Source organism: Exiguobacterium sp. s21 (assembly GCF_018617975.1).
GTDB classification, from domain to species: Bacteria; Bacillota; Bacilli; order Exiguobacteriales; family Exiguobacteriaceae; genus Exiguobacterium; species Exiguobacterium mexicanum_A.
In genome coordinates this window covers 20,123-43,662 of record NZ_JACSLF010000009.1, presented here as the reverse complement: position 1 = coordinate 43,662, position 23,540 = coordinate 20,123, and the positions used below count along the sequence as shown (strand labels likewise).

The window sequence follows — 23,540 nt, the reverse complement described above, 5'->3', positions numbered from 1 at the left end:
ATTATGATGTCTGAACACGAACAATTATCATTTTCTACTGGAAACGAGGCAAGCGACGACTCTGTCGTTTGTCTCGGTTTGACATTTAAAAATGATGACGAAAGAAGAGAGTATTTTAGAGAAGAACTACGTAAAAAATTACCTGAGTTAAAACAAATTGAAGGGTTCCCAATTGGTGAGGATGAAGATATTGTCGCTCTCTCTGATCCACCTTATTATACTGCCTGTCCTAACCCATGGATTCATGAACTAACAGAAAAAACAGACTCTACTTTTAAAAATGTAGAACCTTATTTTAGTGATGTAAGCATTGGTAAGAGTGGTGCAATTTACAATGCGCATAGCTATCATACTAAAGTACCTCATAAAGCTATCATGAAATATTTATTGCATTATACTAATCCTGGTGATGTTGTACTGGACGTTTTTTCTGGTACAGGCATGACTGGAGTAGCCGGTTATTTATGCGGAAGTCGAAAAGAAGTAGAATCACTAGGATTCAGTATTGATTCTAGCGATGTAGTTTCTGATGAAAATCATCAGTACAGACTGGGAAAACGTACTGTGATTTTGAATGATTTATCGCCTACAGCAGCACTTATATCTTCTAATTATAACCGGGAAATAGACACATATAATTTCATGCTTGAGTCTGAAAAATTACTCAAGGATATTTCTAATATGTTTGATAAACTATTCACAACTACAGACGTTCTAAACGGAAAGCAAATCATTGGAAAAATTAATTATGCGGTTTGGAGCGATAACTTTGAATGTCCTCAGTGTAACTCAATATTTAATTTTTTTGAAACAGCTGTTGATAAAAACGAAAAGAAAGTTAGAGATGTATTTAATTGTCCTGTCTGCACAGCAGAACTTAAGAAAAGAATTTTAAATTATGCTTATACAGAAGAATACGATGAAGTTTTGAAAAAAAATATTAAAAAAGCATCACAGAAACTCGTATTAATTAATTATAGCTATAACGGCAAGAGCTATAATAAAATTCCTGACGAATCCGATTTTAGTCTAATAAATTCTATACATTTACTAGATTATGACTTACAAATTCCTACATCAAGAATGATAGAAGGCGATGAATCACGTAGAAATGATAAATTAGGTATGACTCATACACATCATTATTTTACAAAAAGAAATTTATTGGTAATCTCTTATATACTTGATAAAATAAAAAACAGTCCGTACCAATCAACATATCTAGGAATATTACGCAGTAGCTTATCTTACTCCACAAGGATGGTCAAAGTGAATATTTCTCGGTTACTAAATGAAGGCGGTATATTCTCTTTTGGAGCTGTAACAGGTACTCTTTATGCACCAAGTGTTAATGGTGAGCGCCCCGTAACTAATGCCTTTAATAGTAAATTAAAATCAATAGTTAATACTATTCCAAAGGATAATAAAAATATTATTACAAATCAGTCTGCATTAGATTTAAGAAATATTGAATCAAATTCTATTGACTACATTTTTATTGATCCCCCTTTTGGAGCTAACCTAATGTATTCAGAGTTAAATTATATCTGGGAATCATTTATGAACCTTTACACCGATTCAACTACTGAAGCAATAATAAACAATTCTCAAAAAAAACATTTACCAGAGTATGAACAATTGATGACAGGAGCACTAAATGAATTATTTCGAGTATTGAAACCACAAAGGTGGATAACAATCGAGTTTAGTAATTCTAAGTCAAGTATTTGGAATTCAATTCAATATTCTCTTCAAAAATCGGGTTTTATAGTCGCGAACGTCTCGGCCCTTGATAAAAAACAAGGAAGTTTTAAAACTGTAACTTCCACTGTTGCAGTCAAACAAGATTTGGTTATTTCGGCATATAAACCATCCAATGAAGATTCAAAAAATATTATGTTAAATTCAAACTCTGAAGAATCCGCATGGTTATTTGTTAATCAATATTTAGAAAGATTACCAATAGTTTTAAATGAAAACAATCTTGAATTTTTAATACCTGAACGAACCCCACGTATTCTGTTTGATAGAATGGTAGCATATCATGTACAAAATGGTCTTCCTGTTCCAATCTCATCAGGAGATTTTCAACTCGGTATTTCCAATCGATATCTTATGAGAGATGGAATGGCTTTTTTAGAATCACAAGTAGCTGAGTATGACAAAACCAGAGCGAAATTTAAAGAAATTTTTCAACTTACTTTGTTTGTATCAGATGAAAACAGTGCTATTGAGTGGTTGCGTCAACAATTATTAAAAACCCCCCAAACTCGTCAGGACCTTCACACTAAGTTCATGAAGGAAATTCAGCATCTAGCAAAACATGAAAAATTACCAGAATTAGATGACTTGTTAGCTCAAAATTTCTTACGTTATGACAACCAACTAGAAGTACCATCACAAATTGTTTCCTACTTCCGGAGAAACTATCCAGACTTAAGAGGGTTTGAATCAAATGATGAGAAGTTAAGACAAAAAGCGATGAATCGTTGGTACGTTCCTGATCCAAATAAACAAGCTGACCTTGAGAAACTTCGTGAAAAATCTCTTTTGCGTGAATTTAATCTTTACGTCGATGAAATGACGAAATCAAAAAAGAAACTAAAAGAATTCCGTACCGAAGCAATTCGAGCTGGCTTTAAAAAAGCATGGAGCGAAAAAGACTATCAAACGATTGTCGACATTGGGAACCGTCTGCCTGAAACCGTTATTCAAGAAGATGACAAACTTCTTATGTACTTCGACAACGCCCAAATTAAGCTAGGGCTATGATAGGAGATGAAAGAAATGATGAATGACTTGCATCGCATACAGTCATTTCTGCTTCAATCTAATCCGTATTATGTCGTTCGAGACATGAATCAGTTATTTAACTCACCTTCTTTTCGAAATGTGGTAACCAATCTAGGTTATACCATTCATGTGGCAGACGATCCGATAGCAATTCGACTTGCCTATGAAACATTTCGTTTGAGCAACCAAAAGGGAACGTTCCTTTTAGTCATTTCTCAGGATTTTTCTTCTGTGCCTTTTGATATTTTAAAAAGTAGTCTTCAAGTTACTATTACTTGGGGACTACTTTTTCCTCATTTAAATGAATCTGCTTTACAGCAATTTAATAGCGAGGAATTACTTCAATTATTAGATGCGCATGCATACATGCCTAAAACGATGCAATCTTATGAAGAGTCGATGATCTATTTATTCAACAAGCTGTACGATATTGATTTAAAACGATATTTTAGTCATCCGTATGAATTCTATGCATATGTAGCATCATGCTATGAATCTCGTGGAGGCTTTCCAGCTCAATTCAAAACATTCTTGAAGGAAGCTCACTCTTTATCACCACTCTGGACATCTCATCAAGAATTGTTTGAGTCTCAAATCAAGTTGCGTAAGTTGCTAAATCAACAATTTATGAATGATGTTACTCAATACGACATGTTGCAAAGAGAGAATTCATCTTTTTACGAAGTTACTTTTCCCGGACTATCTTTTTATCTACGACCTGAGATTATGGACCAGTTGACAAAATTGCCAGTAGAGAACAAAAAAAGATACCCAGTTGAGATTCAATCGCTCCTAGTAGAACAAAGCAAACAAACTGCAGATATGATTCCACTTGTTGAATTACCGGTTTCAAATTATCAATCATTTACGTTAAATGATTGGAAGACGTATGGAAAACAAATCGGTCAAACACGTGCTTCTTATCTCTTAAATGATCTTTCGCTCCCCGTTGAAACTGTGGAGAATATTAGAACGGCAAACTCTCAATTTGAAGATTGGCTAGTGTCCAGTTTCGAATCTTTGCGCTCTTTACCAAGTGTGCCATCGCCAAAATTGTCTCATCAAATTCCTCATTTCCTTTCAAAATCTTCAGCAGATAAAATTGCGTTAATTGTGATGGATGGAATGAGTTTTACGATGTGGGAAGTCATAAAACCAACTTTATTAAAAAAAGGATGGTCGTTTGAAGAACACAGTGTTTTCTCGTGGGTACCTACCCTAACAAATGTTTCGCGACAAGCTATTTTTTCCGGTAAAGAGCCTCGTGCATTTGCAGATAGCTTTTCAACGACAAACAAAGAAGCTCAACTATGGAAATCTTTTTGGATCGAAGATGGCTATCAACAAAATGAAATTTTTTATCAACGCGGTCTTGGAATTGAAGAGTATACAACAGAATCCATCCTCAGTCTTCGTTCTCCTTATGCCCGCGTATACGGTTGTGTCATTGATGTGATTGATCGATTCATGCATAGTGCAATACAAGGACTTGTTTCAGTCTTTCGAGAAACTCAACTTTGGCTGCAAGGAGGATACCTTCTATCTTTGCTTCAGGATTTACATCAATCAGGATACGAAATTTATCTTACAGCTGACCACGGTCATATTGAAGCTACTGGAACTGGACGGATTAATGAAGGAATTCTTGCGAACACAAAAGGGCAGCGCGTTCGAAATTATGATACTATGTTAATTCGAGAACGAACTCACGTAGAACACTCATCTTCAATTGAATGGAATTCCTCAGGTCTCCCACCTACAATCTATCCGTTACTTGCGAGCGGTCATTCAGCGTTTGTCACGAAAAATGAACGTGTCGTGACGCATGGAGGCATTCACATTGAAGAGGTAATCGTTCCGTTTGTTCAACTAATACGCGAGTGATAGAAAGAGAGGCTCTTTATGAATCCGATTGGCTTCATTAAACCTATACGTCCTGAATATGTTCAATTTTTTATTCATATGAGACAAGACCCAACATATACATTGGATGAAGACTTAACGCTGTTCATAAAAGGGAAAGAAACAAAAGATCAAATTAAAAGTATCTTGAATCGTACACTATCCAATCAAGATGACGAATCTCTTTTTCGCTTTCAATCTTTCTCTATTTCCAATCAAGCTTTTTACTATTATGCTTTGTCATGTCTCGCTTATCCGTTTTTTAGAGATACTGTAGAATACATTGGAAAACAATTTCGCCTTCATGAACATGTGACAACTCGTCAAGTTCAGCACTATTTAAAATCAATATACGGAAACAGACGTCGGGTTGAAGTAGCTGTTGCTTCTGTTTTATCTACTTTACATTATTGGAATTTAATTGATCGTCCTAAGATTGGCGTTTATTCTAAGGTTATCCATGAGATTGATTTCAAATTTCATATTGCTCTAATGATCGAAGTGTTAATGCAATCTGCAAACAATTCTTCCATTTCGAAAGAAACGCTCGAATACAATTCGATTTTCTTCCCTTTTCACTATGATGTTACAATTTCAGATGTGAAAGAAGAAAATTATCGAGTTATTCCTACTATTCGAGATACCATCATTGAACGTGCATAAAAAGTCTTTTACAGTTAACTGTAGAAGACTTTTTTCGTTGGAGGGTATTATGACGATACAAATCGGAACAATTATTAAAATCCCACTATTTGAAGAACCAATAAAGTTAATGAAGTGTGAGCCATACGGAGAACAATATCATTCTTTACAAGCAATCGGTGTCCAAACTAATCGTTACTATCATCAACTCGTAAGCAACGATTCGCTACTTGGAATTGACCAATCCCCATCTGGACATATACCTGAAAAATGGTCTGATATTCTTCCCTTATTAAGCTATCATTTGTTAAAAGGCGAAGACCTTGCTAAAGAAAATTACTTATCACACTTTAAGAACATATTGCCATTTCCTCACCAAATTGAAGCTGTTTATAAACAGTTTTTAGAAGCAACTCCGGTCCGCTTCTTGCTTGCCGATGACCCTGGAGCAGGTAAGACAATTATGTCGGGGATGCTTTTAAAAGAGCTGACGATTCGTCATCATCTTAAGCGTGTATTGATCTTAGCACCACCTCTTGTCCTTACACAGTGGCAACAAGAAATGAGCGAAAAGTTTAATGAAGCATTCACTATCATTTCTCGATCTACTTTAACGACTGAAAAAGTAAATTCTTTTATGAAGCACTCTCATTGTTTAACTTCTTTAAACTGGGCAGCTCGTGAAGATATTCAAAAGTTAATACTAGAAGCAGATTTTGATTTAGTCATCATTGATGAGGCACATAAAATGGCTGCCTATCAAACAAATAGCAAAAAAACTGTGAAAACTAAATTATATGCGTTAGGTGAAAAATTACTTCAACGTACCCCTCACGCTCTATTACTAACAGCCACGCCCCACAAAGGTGATGCACAAAATTATAGACTACTTTTAAAATTGCTTGACCCAATCGTTTTTCATGATGCTTTAAGTGAAGAAGCACTTAATCAAACAAGTAATCCGTACATTGTTCGGCGACTAAAAGAAGACATGGTTGATTTGAACGGAAAAAGTATATTTCCTAAAAGACTAACAAAAACAATTCAATACGAGTTAAGTCAGGAAGAGCTTAAATTGTACAATACTGTGACATCTTACGTGACTGATTACTATGATAAAGCTTTGGCAAACAAACAAAATGCCACAACTTTCGCACTCATGATTTTACAACGGCGATTAAGTTCATCGATGTTTGCGATTGAACAGTCTTTAGACAGACGACTTCAAAAATTAACGTTCTATTTAGAATTAAATGAACGCGATCGAAAAAAACGAATGACAAATGTCGTAAAAACATATCAACAAAAAAGTGAGGACGAATTTACGCTTAATTCAGCCGAGGAATTAGTTGACGACATTATTGAATCTGTTGACAGGAATCGCATCCAAGAAGAACTCAATATCGTTCAAGAGCTAATTTCAGAAATTAAACAATTTCGTCGATATCATACCGAACGAAAATATATTGAATTAGAAGATCTATTACTAGGCGTAGATGGTTTATTAAATCAAAAGGAGAAGTTATTGATTTTCACTGAATCTGTCGACACCTTAACCTTTTTGAAAAAACGTCTATCATTCCATGTTGATCACATCGCAATCTTACAAGGTAGCCAATCGATGAAAGAGCGTTTAACACAAATTGAGTACTTCAAAAAAGATGCTCAAATCATGATCGCAACTGACGCTGGCGGAGAGTCAATTAACCTTCAATTCTGTAATCAACTTGTGAATTATGACATTCCTTGGAATCCTAACAAATTGGAACAACGTATGGGCCGAATACATCGCATTGGCCAACAGAACGATGTATTAATTGTGAATATGGTCGCAAATAACACACGTGAAGGTTATGTTCTGACAAAACTTTTTGAGAAGCTAGAGTCTATGAAATCGAGTTTAGGACAGAACAGTGTCTATGATTTCTTAGGCGATGTGTTAGGAAATGATTTTTCATTAAGTCGCATTATGGAAGATACTGTTGTGTCCCGAAAAAGTCTATCCGACTTTGTAGACGAGCTCGATAAGCAGCTAACTGACGAACAGCTAAAACTTAAGTACTCTGCCGATCAATGGAACTACTTGACTTCAAACTATGATTTACAAAAGATAAAAAAGGATTTAGTTTGCTCAGAAGTAAACCAAATACCTCTTAACCTCCACCAAAATTTTATAATTCAAGCACTGAAACAAGAAAACGTTGTGGTTGATGAAAACGAAAACTACTTTCTAGTTAATTATTTACCACCGTCTTTCAAGAAAAATTATAAAGAAAGTATTGATTGGTCAATAGACACACCTTTCTCAGTTTTCAATCAAGAAGAATTGGATGATCTGTCTCGGATTACAAAAACTCACTTTCTATATAGATGGATGTTAGATTACGTAGAAACACCTGCAATTCGATTACCTGCTCAAAAATATACGTTTGATAACAATCTACTTGATTTGAAAAATATCTGGATGTTCCGGATTGGATTTAAAAATAGTAAGGAAGAAACAATGAATGATACCGTTTTAACAATTGGAGAAAAGAGCGACGGGACTTTGATTCAATTGAGTAATAATTGGTTGTATACAAGTAATCTTTTAAGTTTGACTACAATTGATGAAGCTAATTATGGAGAGAACGTTATAAACTTTTTGACAAAATATATTACGGATGAAGTAAAACCTTTAGAAGAAAAGAAGAATCTATACACGGTCAAATTGAGACAGTTTATTAGCCAGTCTTTAGAAGAACAAACTAATCAGCTGTACGATCAAATCTTCCAACTTCAATCCAATATGAATACCACTAATTCTAAGACATTAAATAAATTGAATGCATCGGTTAAATCGCTTCATCAAATTAAGAATGCTAAGCTCGAACAATTAGATCGACAACGTATGATTTTAGTTGATTACCCTAAACTCATCGGACAATTTGAATTCAATCCTTTAAGTGAACTTGAAAGTAGTTCTCGAATTAATCCTGAGGAATTCGAACAACTTGTTCGTGAGTATGAATTGAGCCACGGTCGTCAGCTAAAGCATGTATTTAATCCATTAGGTGTTGTTGATTACTACTCAGAATCTCCAAACGGTGATGGTCGATACATTTTGTTGCTTTCTAAAAACACCAACATTAACAAAGAAATGTTGAAGGCATTAACACGACCCGTTTACGTTTACTTAATTGATCAATGTAAATTCATAACCGAAACGAAAGTGTAACTAGAGTCAGATTCCTCTAGTTACACTTTTGTATTCATGGCTAGTAGAATCTATTCGCTGCTTCATATACTTTTGCAATTCAGGATCGCAACAATACACGTAACAGCCCTTCATCCCACGAGTCATTAATGTTCGATACGTATTTTTCACGAGTTTTTCAAGAGCGTCCACTTCATTCTTCTTCGGTTTTGCAGGTCTTGCCCCGCTATCTTTGAATTCTTCCCGTCGCACAATCAATTGTCTTGATTGTGGATCATATCCTAAATCCGGTCCGATAATCACACCTGCGTATGTCATTTCTAATCCTTGTACTGTATGGATGCATCCAATTTGTTCTCTTCCATCTGGATGAATGGCCCAGTCCAGACGTTTTGCATCATTCCATGCCATTGCAAAATCATGTTCAGGAATCTGAACATCTGGAACAAGTTGTCCATCTATTCGTTCTTTCGTCCAACTCCATGCATAGCCTGCAGTCACACGACCATCACGTTTTGATACAACCTCATCCATCAATTGTTGTGGCGAATCCAACACTCGAATATCATATGATCCATCTAATTCAGTCGTTGTTTCATTATTAAAAAGTTCGCTTAACCATTGGATGTAGTTACCTGACCCGCCACATCGAAATTGAGAATCTAGTGTTAATTCATGAATAATAGCGTCTTGTCTCTTAGCTTCTTCTTTGATTAACGTATATGATCCAACGTCTTTCTTTGAAATCATTTGCTCATCGTCAATGAAGAAGACACTCATTTTCGCACTCCGAATAATTTGAGTCGCTTGATTCTCTCCTGCAATTTTCCGTTGCATATGTCCATGATTTTTCAAACGGTGTGCCTCATCACAAACTAATACGTCAATTTTATTTATTTGAGTATCCACGTAAGAACCCGAACCTTTAAACATATCTCGAATTTCAATCATACTTTTTTGTCTTACTAATTTTTTCCGTAAAACTTCTCGGAAAGCTGCATTCGGCGTAATGTACTCGACTAATGCCTGTTCATTCACGAGTGCCTTTAGAGCATTTAAACCGATTACAGATTTACCCGTTCCCGGTCCCCCTTTAATTAAGACAACGTGCTTCTCGTCCGTATGTAACACGTGCTCAGTATAGATCGTTAAAATCTGTTCATAGGCCACTTTTTGTTCATCCAATAATATGAACTCTTCATTCCCTTCAAACATCAGATTTAACGTCTCTACTAATTTTTTTGAAGGTCTCAGTTTTCCGGTCTCAATTTCCTTAGCAATGTCTGCGCCTTTACCAGCCCCTACTCGTTTTGTGACGTAAGCAGCTAAGCGCAAATCATCCATTTTGAAATAAATTGGTGCTTCTTTATAGTAGTGACTGTATCTATCATTTAATAAAGGTTCAGCTTCATTTTTTCTTGAGCGAATATAATTATGTAAATAAGCACATGAATCAAGCGTTATATCAGACTCGGTCGGATCTACCGATTCGAGATAATTTTCTAAGTACCGTCGATACGATAAAGCTTGATAAGAAGGGTGGACTGTCGATTGGGTTCTTCCGCGAAATGCAGTTTGGACAATACCATCTCCGTCAGCAAGTTCCGCCTTCGTCCATTGCTTTAGTTCTACAATAACTGCATTCTTCTGACCATCTTCGTCTTTCCCCGCAATAATAAAGTCAATTCGCTTTTGAGTTGATGGCAAATTAAACTCAAGTAGAATATTTACGTCATCAGGTATTGATTTTCCTCGAATGACTCGCATCATTTCTGAAAGTGAATTTTCCCATGAGGTCATTTCGGAAGCACTAACGCGTCGATTCATCTTTTCTTCAATGTTCTTACTAAGAATATAACTAATTTCTTTTTCTAAAATATGTTCAACAAAAATACTTTTAGGTTCGTTGTAAATAATCATAGTTTACTCCTTCTTCATATTTAGTGTAGATACCATTTTCTCCATCAACGCTTCCTGATACCCCGCTCTCCCTCGCCGCTTCATCTCTTCCACCACGTCTTGCAACTCCACGTCCGTCACCCGTTCTAGCTTCACCAATCGTTCCTCAGCCAACTCAACACTCGGCTCAGACGCAACATAACTCTCCAAGTCCATGCACCAATAATCGAGCTTGTCGCCGTAACGTTCTTTCAACCGTGCCGCCATCTGCAATCCTTCCGGGTCAAAGTCTCCGGCATATTTCAACTGACAACCCGATGCGACAAGCATATCGAGTAAGCGATAGGCCGCGAGTTTGAACTGACCGTGTGTACAGACGAGCGGTGCATCCGGCACGTCATCGAGTAAGCTTGAGAACACACCGGAGTTCTCGACGATCCAGACGGTATGTCCTCGGCTTGGTCTCACCCAGTCCACGTTCAACAGCTCACGCATCGGAACGTTCAAGACGCTATGCATCCATGCCGCTCCGTGCCACATTGGATGCTCCGTTCCCTCACGCTCCGCCATCATATTCGCACACGTCACAAAATTGGTAATGTCGTCCCGTAACAACTTAAATTCCAGTAACAGTTCGTTCACCCGCTCCGTATCGCTCGGCGGCGGACCCCCTTGCCCCCGTTTGACGTGCAGTGCGTGAATCAAGAGCCGCCCTAACTCGTTCGTCCGGTCGAACGCATGCGGATTGCCGAGGATGCGTTGTCCAAACACCGGCAACCGCTCATAATCGAGCGGCAACCGTTCCATCGCTTGCGCCAGTTGCTCGCAAGACACGTCAAATCCATCGGTCTCAACCATCCGATTGATCCAGTGCGTGTCTGCCGTACGCCGCTCTAAATAAGTGAACCAAAACGTGAGGCTCGGATACGTCCGCTTGAGCTCACGAAACCGCTCCGCTCGCTGTCCTTCCATTTGGGCAAGGGCTTCTTGTTTCGTCACGAGCGCTTCTCCGAAATACGCCTCAAGCAACTCGAGCAACGTCACGCCTTCAAACTTGGTCGTCTGCAGTTTCTTCTCGAACGCTCGGAGCGTCACCGTCTTCTTCAATCTGAGCGTCGCGACCTCGTCTCCAAAAAAGCGGGCAATCGCTTCAAGTTCATCATGTCTAAATGATTGAATCGAAACCGATCCACCGACTTTTCCGAGCGAGGCATACTTCTTCCGGAACTGTTCAAACAGACGCGAGAAGCCGGTCGACGCTTTGAAGTAGCGTACGGCTTCGTCGACTAACGGCTTCATAACAACGTCTCTTCTTTCGCATGCCGTTTCTCGCCGTCCCACACGTAATGGAGGACGGTGACGTAGTCGGCGTTTTTCGGACGCAACAGCTCACAGATCGACAGCGACGAAATCGTGTCGTAATCGCCCCACAGGATTTGCGAGTTCATAATGTAGTCGAAGCCGAGTTGCTCCACAATCTCGAACATCTCACGGATATTGTTCTCGTCAACTCCTGCGAACGCCTCGTCGAGCGAGATGATATACGGCGCCGTATCGGCCGCTTCTTTATATCGGGAGTAACACGCTGTGAAGAGAGGGATGTACATCGCCATCGCTTTCTCCCCGCCGCTGAACTTATCGAATTTATTGTTCGTCAACTCGCGTTTCGGTTCATTCGTTCGATCGAAGTACAAGACGAATGAGAACCACTTCCGGTAATCGAGCACTTCACGGAGCACTTGCAGGAGCGTCTGTCCTTTGCCGTCTTCTTTAATCATCCGCTTCGCCTTACTCAGTTTCGACCGGAAGTGGGCCGTAATCCGTTCGAAATCCTCGTCCTTCAACAGCTTCGCATCTTGTTTCAAGATGTGGACCAAGTCTTTCGTGTCGAGCTCTTCCTCGCTCTCCGCCGTACGCGGCCGCCATTTGATTGAGAACGTAAGTCCCGATGACGTATTCCGGCTCTCCATCAACTCATTCATTTTCCCGGTCCATTCTTCGGCCCGGCGGATTCGAGAGCGAAGTTTCGTCCCGACCGATTTGAAGAGGATCTCTTCATATAGTTCCTTGTCACTCTCGTTCAAGATGCTCTCTTGGCGTGCGAACTCTTCCTCGACCGTTCGTTTGACCGCTTGCGGGCTCGCCTGTTGGCCCCGCAAATCGAGCGAGATGATGCGACGCGTCGTCTTCTGTTGCCACATCTCGACTTCTCGTCTGAACCGCTCATCGACGCCCTGCATCCACGCTTCAAGCGGTAGTTCTTCGGTGAAGTTACGCATTCGGTATTCCATCAAATCATTTTGCTGGTCGATGAACGCTTTCGATAGATGTTCGTCGGCTTTTGAGGCGCTGTTCGTGAGTCGTTTCCCGTACACCGCTTCAACCGTTCGGGACAACGTTTCGGGATCACTCCCGTCCACGTCGAGTGAGACGATTCCTCGTTTCCACTCCGCTTTCAGGGCCGTCTCCCATGCTTGCCGCATCTGTTTTGACAACGTGTGGCTATGCTGCTTCTCGTGCAACTTGTTCGCGTCCGCATCAAGTTGCGCTTGGCGCGTCGCGACGAGCTGTAACGATTGGCTCCGTTCATGTTCAATTCTTGCCAATTCAGCTTGGACGTTTTGGATTTGTTGACGGATGTCGTCAGCGCCCTCTCTCGCCAGTTGGTCCTCGATTTGTGCAATATTTTTTTGAACCCGGACCATTTTGTCCTCGAGTTCATTCAATTCACCCATGAGTTCGAGAATGTCTTCTTCCGCTTCCGCCAGGGCCGCCTCCATCGTGTCGAGCCGTTTGTTCGAGGCGACCGCGTTGTCGTGCTCCCGATGTGTGTCGAGTAGTAAATCTTTATAGCTCCCCATCGCCCGCTTCGCTTGTTCAAACGCGGCTTGCGTCTTTTCTAGTTCGAACGGTTCAGCCAATGTATATACTTCACGCTTCAACACGTTGAACCGCTCACTCGTCTGTTTCAACATGTCTTCGATTTGACGGCAACGTCGCTCCAAACTCTCGATTTCAAATCTGATCTTTTGGATTTCTTGATGACTCATCCGCAAATCCCGGTCGGACGGGAATGCCTCCCACGCCGCGTCAGCCGATTGGATGTGTTGACCCAACTCCGCCTGCTCACCACGTAGCGTCACGCGCTCGAGTTGAAGTTGTTCGATTTCGTGCTGTAACTGTTCAATCTTCGCTTCCCGATATCGTTGACGGGCAGTTCGCCCAAGGAAACGGACGTGTTCGACCGGTACCGCATGTCCGCTCAATTGACCGAGCCGATACGTCCCGTCTTCTCCGATGGACGTCTCGCCATCACCGATGAGGATACTGCGGAGCACGTCGTCGATTCGGTCCGAAGCAATCCCCGTATCCCCTGGGCTCGGTTTCAAATAATCGGCCAACGTATGCGCCATCATCTGTGGCGCCGGCAACAAGACCCGGTCGTATGTGACGTCCGCCTCGGTGACGAGAGCGTCTAACATCCCGCTGTCCATGAGCGCGGCTTCAATCCGTTTTTGAACGTCTTCCTCCACCCCGTCCAAGAACTCGACGACTGCATATAACGGAGCGAACACGACGCCGTCGGCTCGCATCTGTTCCCGGGACGCTCTCGTCATCGGGTCGATGTCCGGTTCGGGATCGGTCTTCCTTCTCCACTCGGCAAGCGAGGTCTCCATGTTTTGAATGTTCGTATCGATCACGCGTTCGGCCGCTTTCTTCGAGGCCGCTTTTTCACGTAGCCGGTTCTGGTAACCGACCACGTTCGGTCGAACGAGACGCAACACATCCTCATACGTTGACGGGTCATAGTCGTTTCGAAGCGTGCGCTCGATTTGCCCGACCGTCTCTCCTTCGACGCCAAACTGAGGATGCTCCTCGGTCCACCGATATACGTCTGCGAGATGACGCTCCAAGTCTTGGTCGAACGTCTTTTGCCAATCGCTCTGCTCGTGTTTTTTCTGATCACGCGCTTGTTGCTCGTCGGCGAGTTGCTTGTTTTCCGTTTGAAGTTTCCGTTTTGTCTCTTCGAGCGCGCGCATCCCTTCCGCCACTTTGCCGAGCCGTTCCGCGTGCTCCCCTACTTCGTGTTTCCACGTCAGGAAATCGAAGTCAAGGTTTAAGCGACGATAATCGGCGACATTCAACTCATGACGGTCGAACGCCGCCTGTTCTGCGTCGTACGCCATATCATCAATCAAGTCATCGATTGTTTGGAGTGTCGTGCGATGGACAACCTGTTCTTCGGCTTGCCGCTGTTTGGCGTCATAGATTTTTTGAGCGGTCTTCGCGCGTCGCTCGTCCTGCCGTCGATAATCAGCCGTGATGTGCTGTAACGTCTCTACCTCTTTCTTCAACTCGGCTTCTAAGTTCCAAACTTTATGGGACGCCAAGCGTTGACGCTGACGCTCGGCCGTCGCTTTGTCTTGGTCGAGCTGTTGAATCAATTGTTTCAGCGTCTCGACCTCATGCGCCCTTGACGTCTGGAGTTCACGTAAATCCTCAAGCTCTTGCGCTTCCGTCGTCTCTCGTTCGGTCGCCATCCGGTACTCGACGGCGAGGTCGGCCACATGCCGCTCATTGTACGCATCGTAAGTGCGGCTCAATTTCTGAAGCGCGATGAGTTCACGCTCGAGCTGCTCGAGTTGTTGCTTCGTCTGATCCATCTGTTCGATCGTGTCGGACAAATGGCGTAAGTCGTCATCTGACAACGGTGGCAACGCCGCCTCGAGAATTTCGTAGATGACGGTCGGCCTGAAGTCTTTCGACAGTTTCGGGCTCCGCAACTGGATGAGCAACTTGATCAACTCTTCATAGGCATCGATCGACTCGAAGCCGAAGACGTGTTTGTTGACGAGCTGCATATACTCGCCTTGCGTCGTCACGACTTTTCCCCCATCCCCGATGACCCGTTCGAGCTCGACCCGTGAGTACGGGATTTTACTCGTCTGTGTCCCTTGGCGGTCGAGTTTATACAACTCGATGTCGATGTTAATGCGGCGGTTGTCCGTGATGACGAATCCCCAGAATTTGAGGGGCTTCCCACGCTTCGCTTGAAGTCCGATCCCGGTCGTCACGTATTGATTCGTCTCGGCCTTCTTGTATTCGATGAACAAGTAGCCCGTCCGCTCTTCCCGGTCGACGACTTCTTTCTCGCCGAGTAAATAGTCTTCCATCTTACGTGCCCTCGAACCGAACGGGTCGAGCCGGTCCGGTGACTTCTTCCCGTCAAGTAACACGGGCAGGAAGCTCTGCATCGTCACGGATTTCCCTGATCCGTTACTCCCTCGAAGCAACAGCTTCCCATCCGAGAAATCGAACGTCTCTTCTGTGTAATACCAAAAATTAAGCAAGCCTGCCCGGTTCATTTGCCAGCGATTCTGCGCCCTCATTTCGCCAACTCCTCTTCAAATTTTTCTGGATAAATCCCGACGGTGCGACCGAACCCCGACTGGATGACAAGGATCCCTGAATCGGTCTCCACGTATCCGAACTCCCATTCCCGCAGGAGCGAGACGAGTTCTAGCGCCACTTTTTTCGGGGTGTCTTCACGATATTGTTTTGGCCAGCCCGGTCCCCATTTAAGCTGGACTGCCTCGACGATTCGCTCGAATTCAGGCAACGTGACCCGAATCTCACCCATCTCGTTGACCGGCAGTTCAAGTTTCCGAAGATGACTTGCCACATGCAAGGCGACGCCCGTGATTCCTTTTTGATTCGGGAACAACGTGTAGCGCTGTTTTTGGTCAGGAAGGACGAGCATGGCCGCATTTTTAAACACTTCTAACCGGAACGGTGTGAACTTCTCGAACTCATCTCCGAGCCGGTTCCTGAAGTTACGGATATAGGCGAAGTCCAGGTCGTCTTTGGACTCCCGGTACACGATTGGCGAGAACATGAGCTTGCGATACACACGTTTCCGGCGCTCATCTTCTTTTTGACGGCTCCACTCGCTCGTCAAGATGTCTTGAATCGTCTCGTAATTGAATAAGTCCTCTGGGTAAGACCGCATGAAATAGCGGGCATGGACGCTCACTTCGTACAACACTTCTTCCGTCTCGCTCATCGCGAACAAGTCGACGTCCCCGTCGACCGCACGAATCAATTTCAGCTCATCGAGTTGTTTGAGCGCGCGGACGAGCGATTTACGGTGCCGATAGTTCGTCCAATCGAGCGGCAAGTCGCCAGGGTACATCTCTTGGATGTCTTCCGTGATATGAGACAGCAAGAACTGCTCATCGACCGACTTGCTCTCTGTAAATGCGAGCGCGCAACAAAAAATTGCGTAGTCCATCGGTTCGGTGAACGCTTGGATGCCCATCCAGGGCTTCGGGTCGACCGGGAGCTTCTCAAGTTTGATGAAATGTTGATGGACGATCAAATCAAAGCCGAATTTCTCGGTCACGTAACGTTTCAGTTGATGTTCACGTTCTCGGATTTTTTGGTAGACGGGCGGTTGCTCCGCTCGCAACACCCAAAACTGTTCAAAGAGGATTCCAAGCGCCTCTTGCATCCGTTCATCTATTTTTGTTTCCTCACTCATGACGTCACTTCCTCATCGATGAAGTAATATTCCACGTTCGGCATCTCAAGTGTCCCGTCGGTCGCCCGCAAGATGACACGCTCTTCCTCGAGCGTCACCCGCACGCGGCGGCCGTACTCCGTTTTGATGACCCGGTCATCCCGTACCATCGCTTTACCGAGCCACGACAGTAACAGCTTTCGCACGTGCGGCTCGATGACCGGGAGCGCCTTGATCGAGATGACGCCTGCTTCGATGTATCGTTCGATCGCTTCTTTCTCTTCTTCGAGTTGCTTCAAATGAAGTCGGCGCATCTCCGCAATCTTGTCAGATCGGTCGATGATGGCCCCGGCTTTCGTCGATTCTTTAAATTTCGTCGTTCGTGGTTTCGTCTCGTGCTCGATCGGTGCCTCGTCCCACACGTCGACGTACATATCGTCGGTCGGAACGTGGTCCCCGTAAAGATGACGCGTATGGAACACGCCGAACACGACCGAGGACAGCTCATGGGCCGTTTCAATCGTCTCGATCCCATCGAACCACTTTGCCAAATGCTCGTAATCACGGCGCCGGCTCCGAAATTGTTGATGCCGTTCGCTCATGCGTTGCACGATACGAGTGATGCGGCGGATGGCCTCATTCGTCCGTTCTTGCAAACGTTCAAACTCACTCTCGCCATGTGTCGTCTCGAGGAACCACGCTCTCAAGTTACGCCATTTTTCGACTAAGTCAACCATCGGGTCCGTGTCATCTTCTTCAAACCGGAACGCCTGATGTTGGTGCCGAACGACTTGTTGGAAGAACGGATCGAGCCGCTGCGTCGTAAGCGACGTCAGCAAGTCCTGAATTTGCATCGCCGTTCGCTGCAAGGCGATGATGAAGTCGCGTAAATACGTCGTGAAGCGGTCCTTATAGACGAGGAACGCTTCCGTTTTCATCTTGTCGACGACTTTCTCACTGTGGATATAGGCGATATAGTCCGACGTGTTTTGCGTAATTTGACGGAAATAGAGCATCGCGTCTTCCCAAAGCTGGGCGCATTCAGCATCGGACTGTCCGTTTACTTTTTCGATGGCGTCGAGGACGTGATAGAGCCGCTCGAACTGTGTCTTCTCGAGCGAGCCGCCGAAACTGTCACCGAGTTGCTCGAGTTGGATCATCATCCGCTCGAACTCGACCGTGTACGGCGTGCATTGGTAGCGGAAACTTTTCTTTTTGTATTCTTCAATCGTCTTCGCCTTTCGGTGCTCTTGACTGGCAATCAAATTGCCCCATTTGACGAGCGACTCCAAATCTTGATGCAACCCATCCATCGTGTATTCTTGGAATTCTATGTACTGACTTAAATACTCATAAATCTCTTCCGGATATAAAAATTCACGCATCCGTTCATGTTGGATGTAGAAGTAACGTAAAATCGGACGGTAGCTCCATGCCTTCTCCGCCGTCAAATACGTCGCTTCTTTTATTTTCTTTTGTAGCCCTGGTTGCATACGGTTACTCCTCTCTATGTTCTCCATGATTAAGCATAATACAGATCAGGGAAAGCGGAAATAGAGCATTCCTGTTTTTGGAAAGTGATGAACAATTTTGTGCAAGGTCTATGAATGACAAATAAAAAAGCCTAATAATTCAGCATTGAACTGAATTCTCAGGCTAGCTCAAAATCAATTTTGATTTTTTCAAAAATAGTCTTTATTGATTTTGTATTTTTGGTTAGGGCTCGTCGGCTTTTCTGGAATCGTTCGCTTGACGAGTCGTAGCTCAATTAACGGATTTAAAACACTTTTTCTGAAAGTTACCGGGTCTTTTAACCCCACCACTTGCATAAGATATTTTGACGTATACGCTTCACCGTTTTCTAAATAATGCACTAGCGCTCTCTGAGAATCACTTAAGTGAAGCAGATTCAACATTGCGTCTAAATCTCCTTGACCATCGATTTGTACTTTAAAGATATCCTGATTCGAGATGATAGGACTGGATCCATACATAATTTTCGTGTATTTAAATATTTTGTTAACACCGGATCCTAACTCATCAATCAACCCTAAAATGTTAAAAACTCTGGCGATAGTCGGATTTTTTGGATAGGGAGCAATCATTCCCTCAGTGATGATACCTGGGTGAATCGGTTTGTTCGCATTCTCAAAAGTTAAATGATCTTTGTAGACAGTGATTTTCGATACAAAAGCATTCGAATATTCCCGATGAACAAGCAAATTCACTATCAGTTCCCTGAACAAAATGTCCCGGATATTAATTCGCTGATCACCCTCAAGGTGGAATTTGTCAGATGTATGCTTTTTAATAAAACTCATCAATCGACTATAGCTCTCAATCAAATTTGTTCTTATATTCTCACGATCGTCGTATCGTTCTATGTCTTTCTTTTTAACTAGAGCATCAATTCTAAAATACGGGAGTACGGCAGAAATGACTTCGTCTTTACCAAATGTGATGACAGCTGCCAAAGTAAAACCTTCTTCACCAGTTGTATAGTCTTTACTATACATACCTAAAGATTTAAGGATTTCAAGGTGATCAAACGTTGTCCAAGCCCTATAATATTCTTGTGCTAATGCCGTTTTCCTCAGTTGTTCAATCAAATCGATTCTTAAGTCTTCCATGTTCACATGAGGGAAGATTTTTCTCTCAGTATAATCAGCTTGTTTTCGATTATACATTTGTTGTACTTGAATCGTATTATGTGTAATGTCGATATCAGCGTCTTCATTCCGGTCGTAAATTTTTGTACGATTCAAGCGATGAACTTGAGAACTACTCGGTACAAAAATATGCAAAATCGTTTTATCCTCGATTTGATACTCCTGTATATCAAGGTAGAGAGGCGGTTCAATTTTTTGAGCTGACTGAGTGGTTGTTACAAAATCTTTTTTCATTTGTGCAACTGCTTTAGGGTCAACGCCAGTGATGTCACCTTCGTCAGATACTCCTAAATATATATTTCCCCCTTGTCGATTTGAAAAAGAGCAAACTGTATCATACAGACTTTTCGGAAGTTTATTATGCGCCTCTTTGAATTCGACAGTAATACTTTCACTGCCCATACTAATCTCATCTATTAGCTCTTTCCTCATCTTCCGCTCCCCTTACCTATTTCTATGTTATTCTTCACGAATCATAACCCTCAACGCAAGACTATTATACCCTCAATTATTTTACCATTGGGCTCACAAAAGTTTAAAATCTTCTTATTTCCTCTAACATACTGCATTTGTTATTAACTCAATTAGGTGAGTACGTATCTGATATTTTGGCTCAGCTTAGTGGGGCTTGTTGGGAACTTGGTAGCTCCTTTTTTCAGCATAGTGAAGCTTGATGGGAACTTGATGGCTCCTTTGTACAGCTTAGTGGGGCTTAACGGGAACTTGGCGGCTCCTTTGTTCAGCTTAGTGAGGCTTGATGGGAAATTGGTGGCTCCTTTATTAAGCTGAGCGAGGCTTGATGGGAGCTTGGCGGCTCCTTTGTTCAGCTTAGTGAGGCTTGATGGGAACTTGGCGGCTCCTTTGTTCAGCTTAGTGGGGGTTGATGGGAACTTGGTGGCTCCTTTGTTCAGCTGAGCGAGGCTTGATGGGCCCCAATAAGCTGAACAAGAATTTTATGACTGTAACATGAACTATGTCAAAGACAAAAAAACCACCCACCAGCTTTCGCTGATGAATGGTTTTCGTTAAAGCGTATGACTTACATCATACCGCCCATTCCACCCATGCCGCCCATATCAGGCATGCCGCCGCCAGCTCCTGCTGGTTCTGGCTTGTCTGCAATGACCGCTTCCGTAGTGAGGAACATGGCTGAGACAGATGCTGCGTTTTGAAGCGCCGAACGCGTCACTTTCGCCGGATCGACGATTCCGTGTGCGATCATGTCGACGTACTCGCCAGTTGCGGCGTTGTAGCCGATGCCGACCGACTCGTTTTTGAGCTTCTCGACGATGACCGAACCTTCTTCACCCGCGTTTTCCGCGATTTGACGGACCGGTGCTTCGAGGGCACGAAGGACGAGTTTGACACCTGTCGCTTCATCCGCTGTCACTTCTGCAAGCAACGCACGAACGGCTGGGATGACGTTAATGAACGCCGTACCACCACCTGCGACGATCCCTTCTTCGACCGCTGCACGTGTCGCGTTGAGCGCGTCTTCGATGCGGAGCTTACGTTCTTTAAGTTCCGTCTCTGTCGCTGCGCCGACTTTGACGACGGCTACGCCGCCTGCAAGTTTCGCAAGACGCTCTTGGAGTTTCTCACGGTCGAAGTCAGATGATGTCTCTTCGATTTGGTTGCGAATCGTTTGAACGCGTGCTTTGATTGCCGCTTCGTCCCCAGCACCTTCGACGATCGTTGTCGTGTCTTTCGTGACGACGACTTTCGATGCGCGTCCGAGCTGTTGAAGCGTTGCCGACTTGAGCTCGAGGCCGAGGTCTTCAGTGATGACTTGGCCGCCTGTGAGCGTCGCGAGGTCTTCGAGCATCGCTTTACGACGATCGCCGAATCCTGGTGCCTTGACTGCGACCGCGTTGAACGTACCGCGGAGCTTGTTCAAGACGAGTGTTGCGAGCGCATCGCCTTCGATGTCTTCCGCAACGATGAGGATTGGTTTCCCTTGTTGTACGACTTGCTCAAGCACTGGGATGATCTCTTGGATGTTCGAGATTTTCTTATCGGTGATCAAGATGAACGGGTTGTCGAGCACCGCTTCCATCTTGTCTGAATCTGAGATCATGTATGGTGACAAGTAACCACGGTCGAACTGCATCCCTTCGACGACGTCAAGTTCTGTCGTGAAGCCGCGTGATTCTTCAATCGTGATGACGCCATCGTTGCCGACACGCTCCATCGCTTCAGCGATCAACTCGCCGACTTCTTCGTCCGCTGCCGAGATGGCCGCGACTTGGGCGATCGCTTCTTTCGACTCGATTGGTTTCGAGATTTCTTTCAACTCTTCGAGTGAACGACGAACTGCTTTGTCGATTCCTTTACGAAGAATCATCGGGTTTGCGCCCGCTGTCACGTTCTTGAGACCTTCACGAATCATCGCTTGAGCGAGGACTGTCGCTGTTGTCGTACCGTCCCCTGCGACTTCGTTCGTCTTCGAGGCGACTTCAGCAACGAGCTTCGCGCCCATGTTTTCGAAGTGGTCTTCGAGTTCGATTTCTTTCGCGATCGTCACGCCGTCATTCGTGATGAGCGGTGAGCCGAACTTTTTCTCAAGGACAACGTTACGTCCTTTCGGTCCGATTGTTACTTTTACCGCGTCAGCGAGTGCGTCGACACCGCGAAGCATCGCATGACGTGCATCTTCTGAGAATTTGATTTCTTTTGCCATTGTTCATTTCCCCCTAAACAAGATTTTTGAAAAATGGTGAGTCTTAGCCTACGATTGCGAGAATGTCGCTCTCTCGAACGATTAAGTATTCTTTGCCTTCATGCTTCACTTCGGTACCCGCGTACTTCGAGTAGATGACCAAATCATTTTCTTTGACGTCGAGCGCGATCCGCTCACCTTGGTCCGTGACGCGGCCTGTACCGACTGCGAGGACGCGTCCTTGTTGCGGCTTCTCTTTCGCCGTGTCAGGAAGCACGATGCCTCCGATCGTCTTTTCTTCTTTCTCCACGACTTCGATGATGACGCGATCGCCTAGTGGTTTTAACATAGAAAAAACCTCCTCCGAATATGAATGATGTATCGTTGAATCGTAAGTTTTAGCACTCATCAAAAAGGAGTGCTAACACTGATTAGTGTAGTATGAGACGACTGAAAATGCAAGCGGGAACATCAAAAAAAAAGCTTCCACTCGCGGTCAAGAGACCTTATTTGTTACAATGGTGAAAAGGAACGTTGACTCTTAGGAATAAGGACGTGTTGAATTGGCTACACTAAACTCAAACCAATCGATAAATACCCGTTTTTCGATGGCGCCTAACCTTCGGATTCGGCATATCATCCCGATTCTGCTGTATGCGTTTGTTCAGTTCTTTCCGGTATTGATTAGCGGAGTGCGTCCGGAATGGATTACGCCGACGGCAACCGGGCTCTGGTTCGCCATCGGATTCAGCTTGACGATCATCATCTCGCTCTTCTTGCTCTGGCCCGACTTGAAGCTGTATAAGCAGCAAGGCATCCAGTCGAATCTGAACGACACGGTCAAATGGATCGGGCTCGGGATCCTCATGCAGTACGGGCTCGTCATCGTCGCCAACTTGATTGAGACGTGGATCTCCGGTGACGTCATGGGCTCCCAGAACACCGAGCAAATCGCGGACATCGTCCGTCTCGTCCCGGTCATGACGCTCTCGGTCGTCTTGCTCGGACCAATCATGGAAGAGATTCTGTTCCGTCATATCTTGTTCGGCAACTTGAGTGCCCGCTTCGGGTTCTGGATTGCCTTCGCGGTCAGTTCGCTCTTATTCGCGCTCATTCACGGTGACAACAAGATTCTCGTTTACGTGGCGATGAGCTTCGCCTTCACGGTCGCATACGCCAAGACGCGTCGCTTGATCGTACCGATCGCGATTCACGCGTTCAACAACGCGCTCGTCATGGTCGTATTATTCTTAATGTAGA

The 23,540-nt window shown here is 43.8% G+C and carries 13 protein-coding genes; 5 read left to right on the top strand and 8 right to left on the bottom strand.

Annotated elements, in window-relative coordinates; genetic code table 11:
* Positions 1 to 6: 6 nt before the first annotated feature.
* The 4 genes from KNP06_RS10880 to KNP06_RS10865 are packed head-to-tail and all read left to right on the top strand — an operon-like array spanning position 7 to position 8,554.
* On the top strand, positions 7 to 2,772 hold the full coding sequence (locus tag KNP06_RS10880) for a DNA methyltransferase (protein WP_251131580.1): 2,766 nt from the start codon (positions 7 to 9) through the stop codon (positions 2,770 to 2,772).
* 15 nt (positions 2,773 to 2,787) lie between these two features.
* Entirely contained in the window at positions 2,788 to 4,677 is a 1,890-nt protein-coding gene (gene pglZ / locus KNP06_RS10875; protein ID WP_214788919.1) for a BREX-3 system phosphatase PglZ, read from the top strand.
* A gap of 18 nt (positions 4,678 to 4,695) precedes the next feature.
* Positions 4,696 to 5,358, top strand: coding sequence for a hypothetical protein (locus KNP06_RS10870; protein ID WP_214788916.1), 663 nt, complete (start codon positions 4,696 to 4,698; stop codon positions 5,356 to 5,358).
* Between the two features lie 49 nt (positions 5,359 to 5,407).
* Entirely contained in the window at positions 5,408 to 8,554 is a 3,147-nt protein-coding gene (locus KNP06_RS10865) for a DEAD/DEAH box helicase (protein WP_214788913.1), read from the top strand.
* Positions 8,555 to 8,560: 6 nt separating this feature from the next.
* Here the strand turns inward: KNP06_RS10865 and KNP06_RS10860 are convergent, their stop codons facing one another.
* The 8 genes from KNP06_RS10860 to groES form a co-directional block, all read right to left on the bottom strand.
* Positions 8,561 to 10,453, bottom strand: a complete 1,893-nt coding sequence (locus tag KNP06_RS10860; RefSeq protein ID WP_214788910.1) for a DUF2075 domain-containing protein — start codon at positions 10,451 to 10,453, stop codon at positions 8,561 to 8,563.
* 3 nt (positions 10,454 to 10,456) lie between these two features.
* Entirely contained in the window at positions 10,457 to 11,731 is a 1,275-nt protein-coding gene (locus KNP06_RS10855; RefSeq protein ID WP_214788907.1) for a TIGR02679 family protein, read from the bottom strand.
* Positions 11,728 to 15,822, bottom strand: coding sequence for a TIGR02680 family protein (locus KNP06_RS10850; RefSeq protein WP_214788904.1), 4,095 nt, complete (start codon positions 15,820 to 15,822; stop codon positions 11,728 to 11,730). The genes KNP06_RS10855 and KNP06_RS10850 overlap by 4 nt, the downstream gene beginning before the upstream one ends.
* Positions 15,819 to 16,973, bottom strand: a complete 1,155-nt coding sequence (locus KNP06_RS10845) for a TIGR02678 family protein (protein ID WP_214788901.1) — start codon at positions 16,971 to 16,973, stop codon at positions 15,819 to 15,821. The genes KNP06_RS10850 and KNP06_RS10845 overlap by 4 nt, the downstream gene beginning before the upstream one ends.
* On the bottom strand, positions 16,970 to 18,445 hold the full coding sequence (locus tag KNP06_RS10840) for a TIGR02677 family protein (protein WP_214788898.1): 1,476 nt from the start codon (positions 18,443 to 18,445) through the stop codon (positions 16,970 to 16,972). Before KNP06_RS10840 ends, KNP06_RS10845 begins: the two co-directional genes overlap by 4 nt.
* A gap of 189 nt (positions 18,446 to 18,634) precedes the next feature.
* Positions 18,635 to 20,053, bottom strand: a complete 1,419-nt coding sequence (locus tag KNP06_RS10835) for an RNA-binding domain-containing protein (protein WP_214788896.1) — start codon at positions 20,051 to 20,053, stop codon at positions 18,635 to 18,637.
* Between the two features lie 607 nt (positions 20,054 to 20,660).
* The gene (gene groL, locus KNP06_RS10830; protein WP_131472786.1) at positions 20,661 to 22,301 is read right to left on the bottom strand and encodes a chaperonin GroEL; all 1,641 of its coding nucleotides are present in this window, start codon (positions 22,299 to 22,301) and stop codon (positions 20,661 to 20,663) included.
* Positions 22,302 to 22,344: 43 nt separating this feature from the next.
* Entirely contained in the window at positions 22,345 to 22,629 is a 285-nt protein-coding gene (gene groES, locus KNP06_RS10825; RefSeq protein WP_021065365.1) for a co-chaperone GroES, read from the bottom strand.
* 214 nt (positions 22,630 to 22,843) lie between these two features.
* Between groES and KNP06_RS10820 the strand changes: the two genes are divergently transcribed.
* On the top strand, positions 22,844 to 23,539 hold the full coding sequence (locus KNP06_RS10820; RefSeq protein WP_251131579.1) for a CPBP family intramembrane glutamic endopeptidase: 696 nt from the start codon (positions 22,844 to 22,846) through the stop codon (positions 23,537 to 23,539).
* Position 23,540: the final 1 nt, after the last annotated feature.

What these genes read in the sequence shown, in the direction of transcription:
- KNP06_RS10880 (WP_251131580.1), top strand. Translation starts at nt 7, where the DNA reads ATGTCTGAACACGAACAATTATCATTTTCTACTGGAAACGAGGCAAGC.
- pglZ (WP_214788919.1), top strand. Translation starts at nt 2,788, where the DNA reads ATGATGAATGACTTGCATCGCATACAGTCATTTCTGCTTCAATCTAAT.
- KNP06_RS10870 (WP_214788916.1), top strand. Translation starts at nt 4,696, where the DNA reads ATGAATCCGATTGGCTTCATTAAACCTATACGTCCTGAATATGTTCAA.
- KNP06_RS10865 (WP_214788913.1), top strand. Translation starts at nt 5,408, where the DNA reads ATGACGATACAAATCGGAACAATTATTAAAATCCCACTATTTGAAGAA.
- KNP06_RS10860 (WP_214788910.1), bottom strand. Translation starts at nt 10,453, where the DNA reads ATGATTATTTACAACGAACCTAAAAGTATTTTTGTTGAACATATTTTA.
- KNP06_RS10855 (WP_214788907.1), bottom strand. Translation starts at nt 11,731, where the DNA reads ATGAAGCCGTTAGTCGACGAAGCCGTACGCTACTTCAAAGCGTCGACC.
- KNP06_RS10850 (WP_214788904.1), bottom strand. Translation starts at nt 15,822, where the DNA reads ATGAGGGCGCAGAATCGCTGGCAAATGAACCGGGCAGGCTTGCTTAAT.
- KNP06_RS10845 (WP_214788901.1), bottom strand. Translation starts at nt 16,973, where the DNA reads ATGAGTGAGGAAACAAAAATAGATGAACGGATGCAAGAGGCGCTTGGA.
- KNP06_RS10840 (WP_214788898.1), bottom strand. Translation starts at nt 18,445, where the DNA reads ATGCAACCAGGGCTACAAAAGAAAATAAAAGAAGCGACGTATTTGACG.
- KNP06_RS10835 (WP_214788896.1), bottom strand. Translation starts at nt 20,053, where the DNA reads ATGAGGAAAGAGCTAATAGATGAGATTAGTATGGGCAGTGAAAGTATT.
- groL (WP_131472786.1), bottom strand. Translation starts at nt 22,301, where the DNA reads ATGGCAAAAGAAATCAAATTCTCAGAAGATGCACGTCATGCGATGCTT.
- groES (WP_021065365.1), bottom strand. Translation starts at nt 22,629, where the DNA reads ATGTTAAAACCACTAGGCGATCGCGTCATCATCGAAGTCGTGGAGAAA.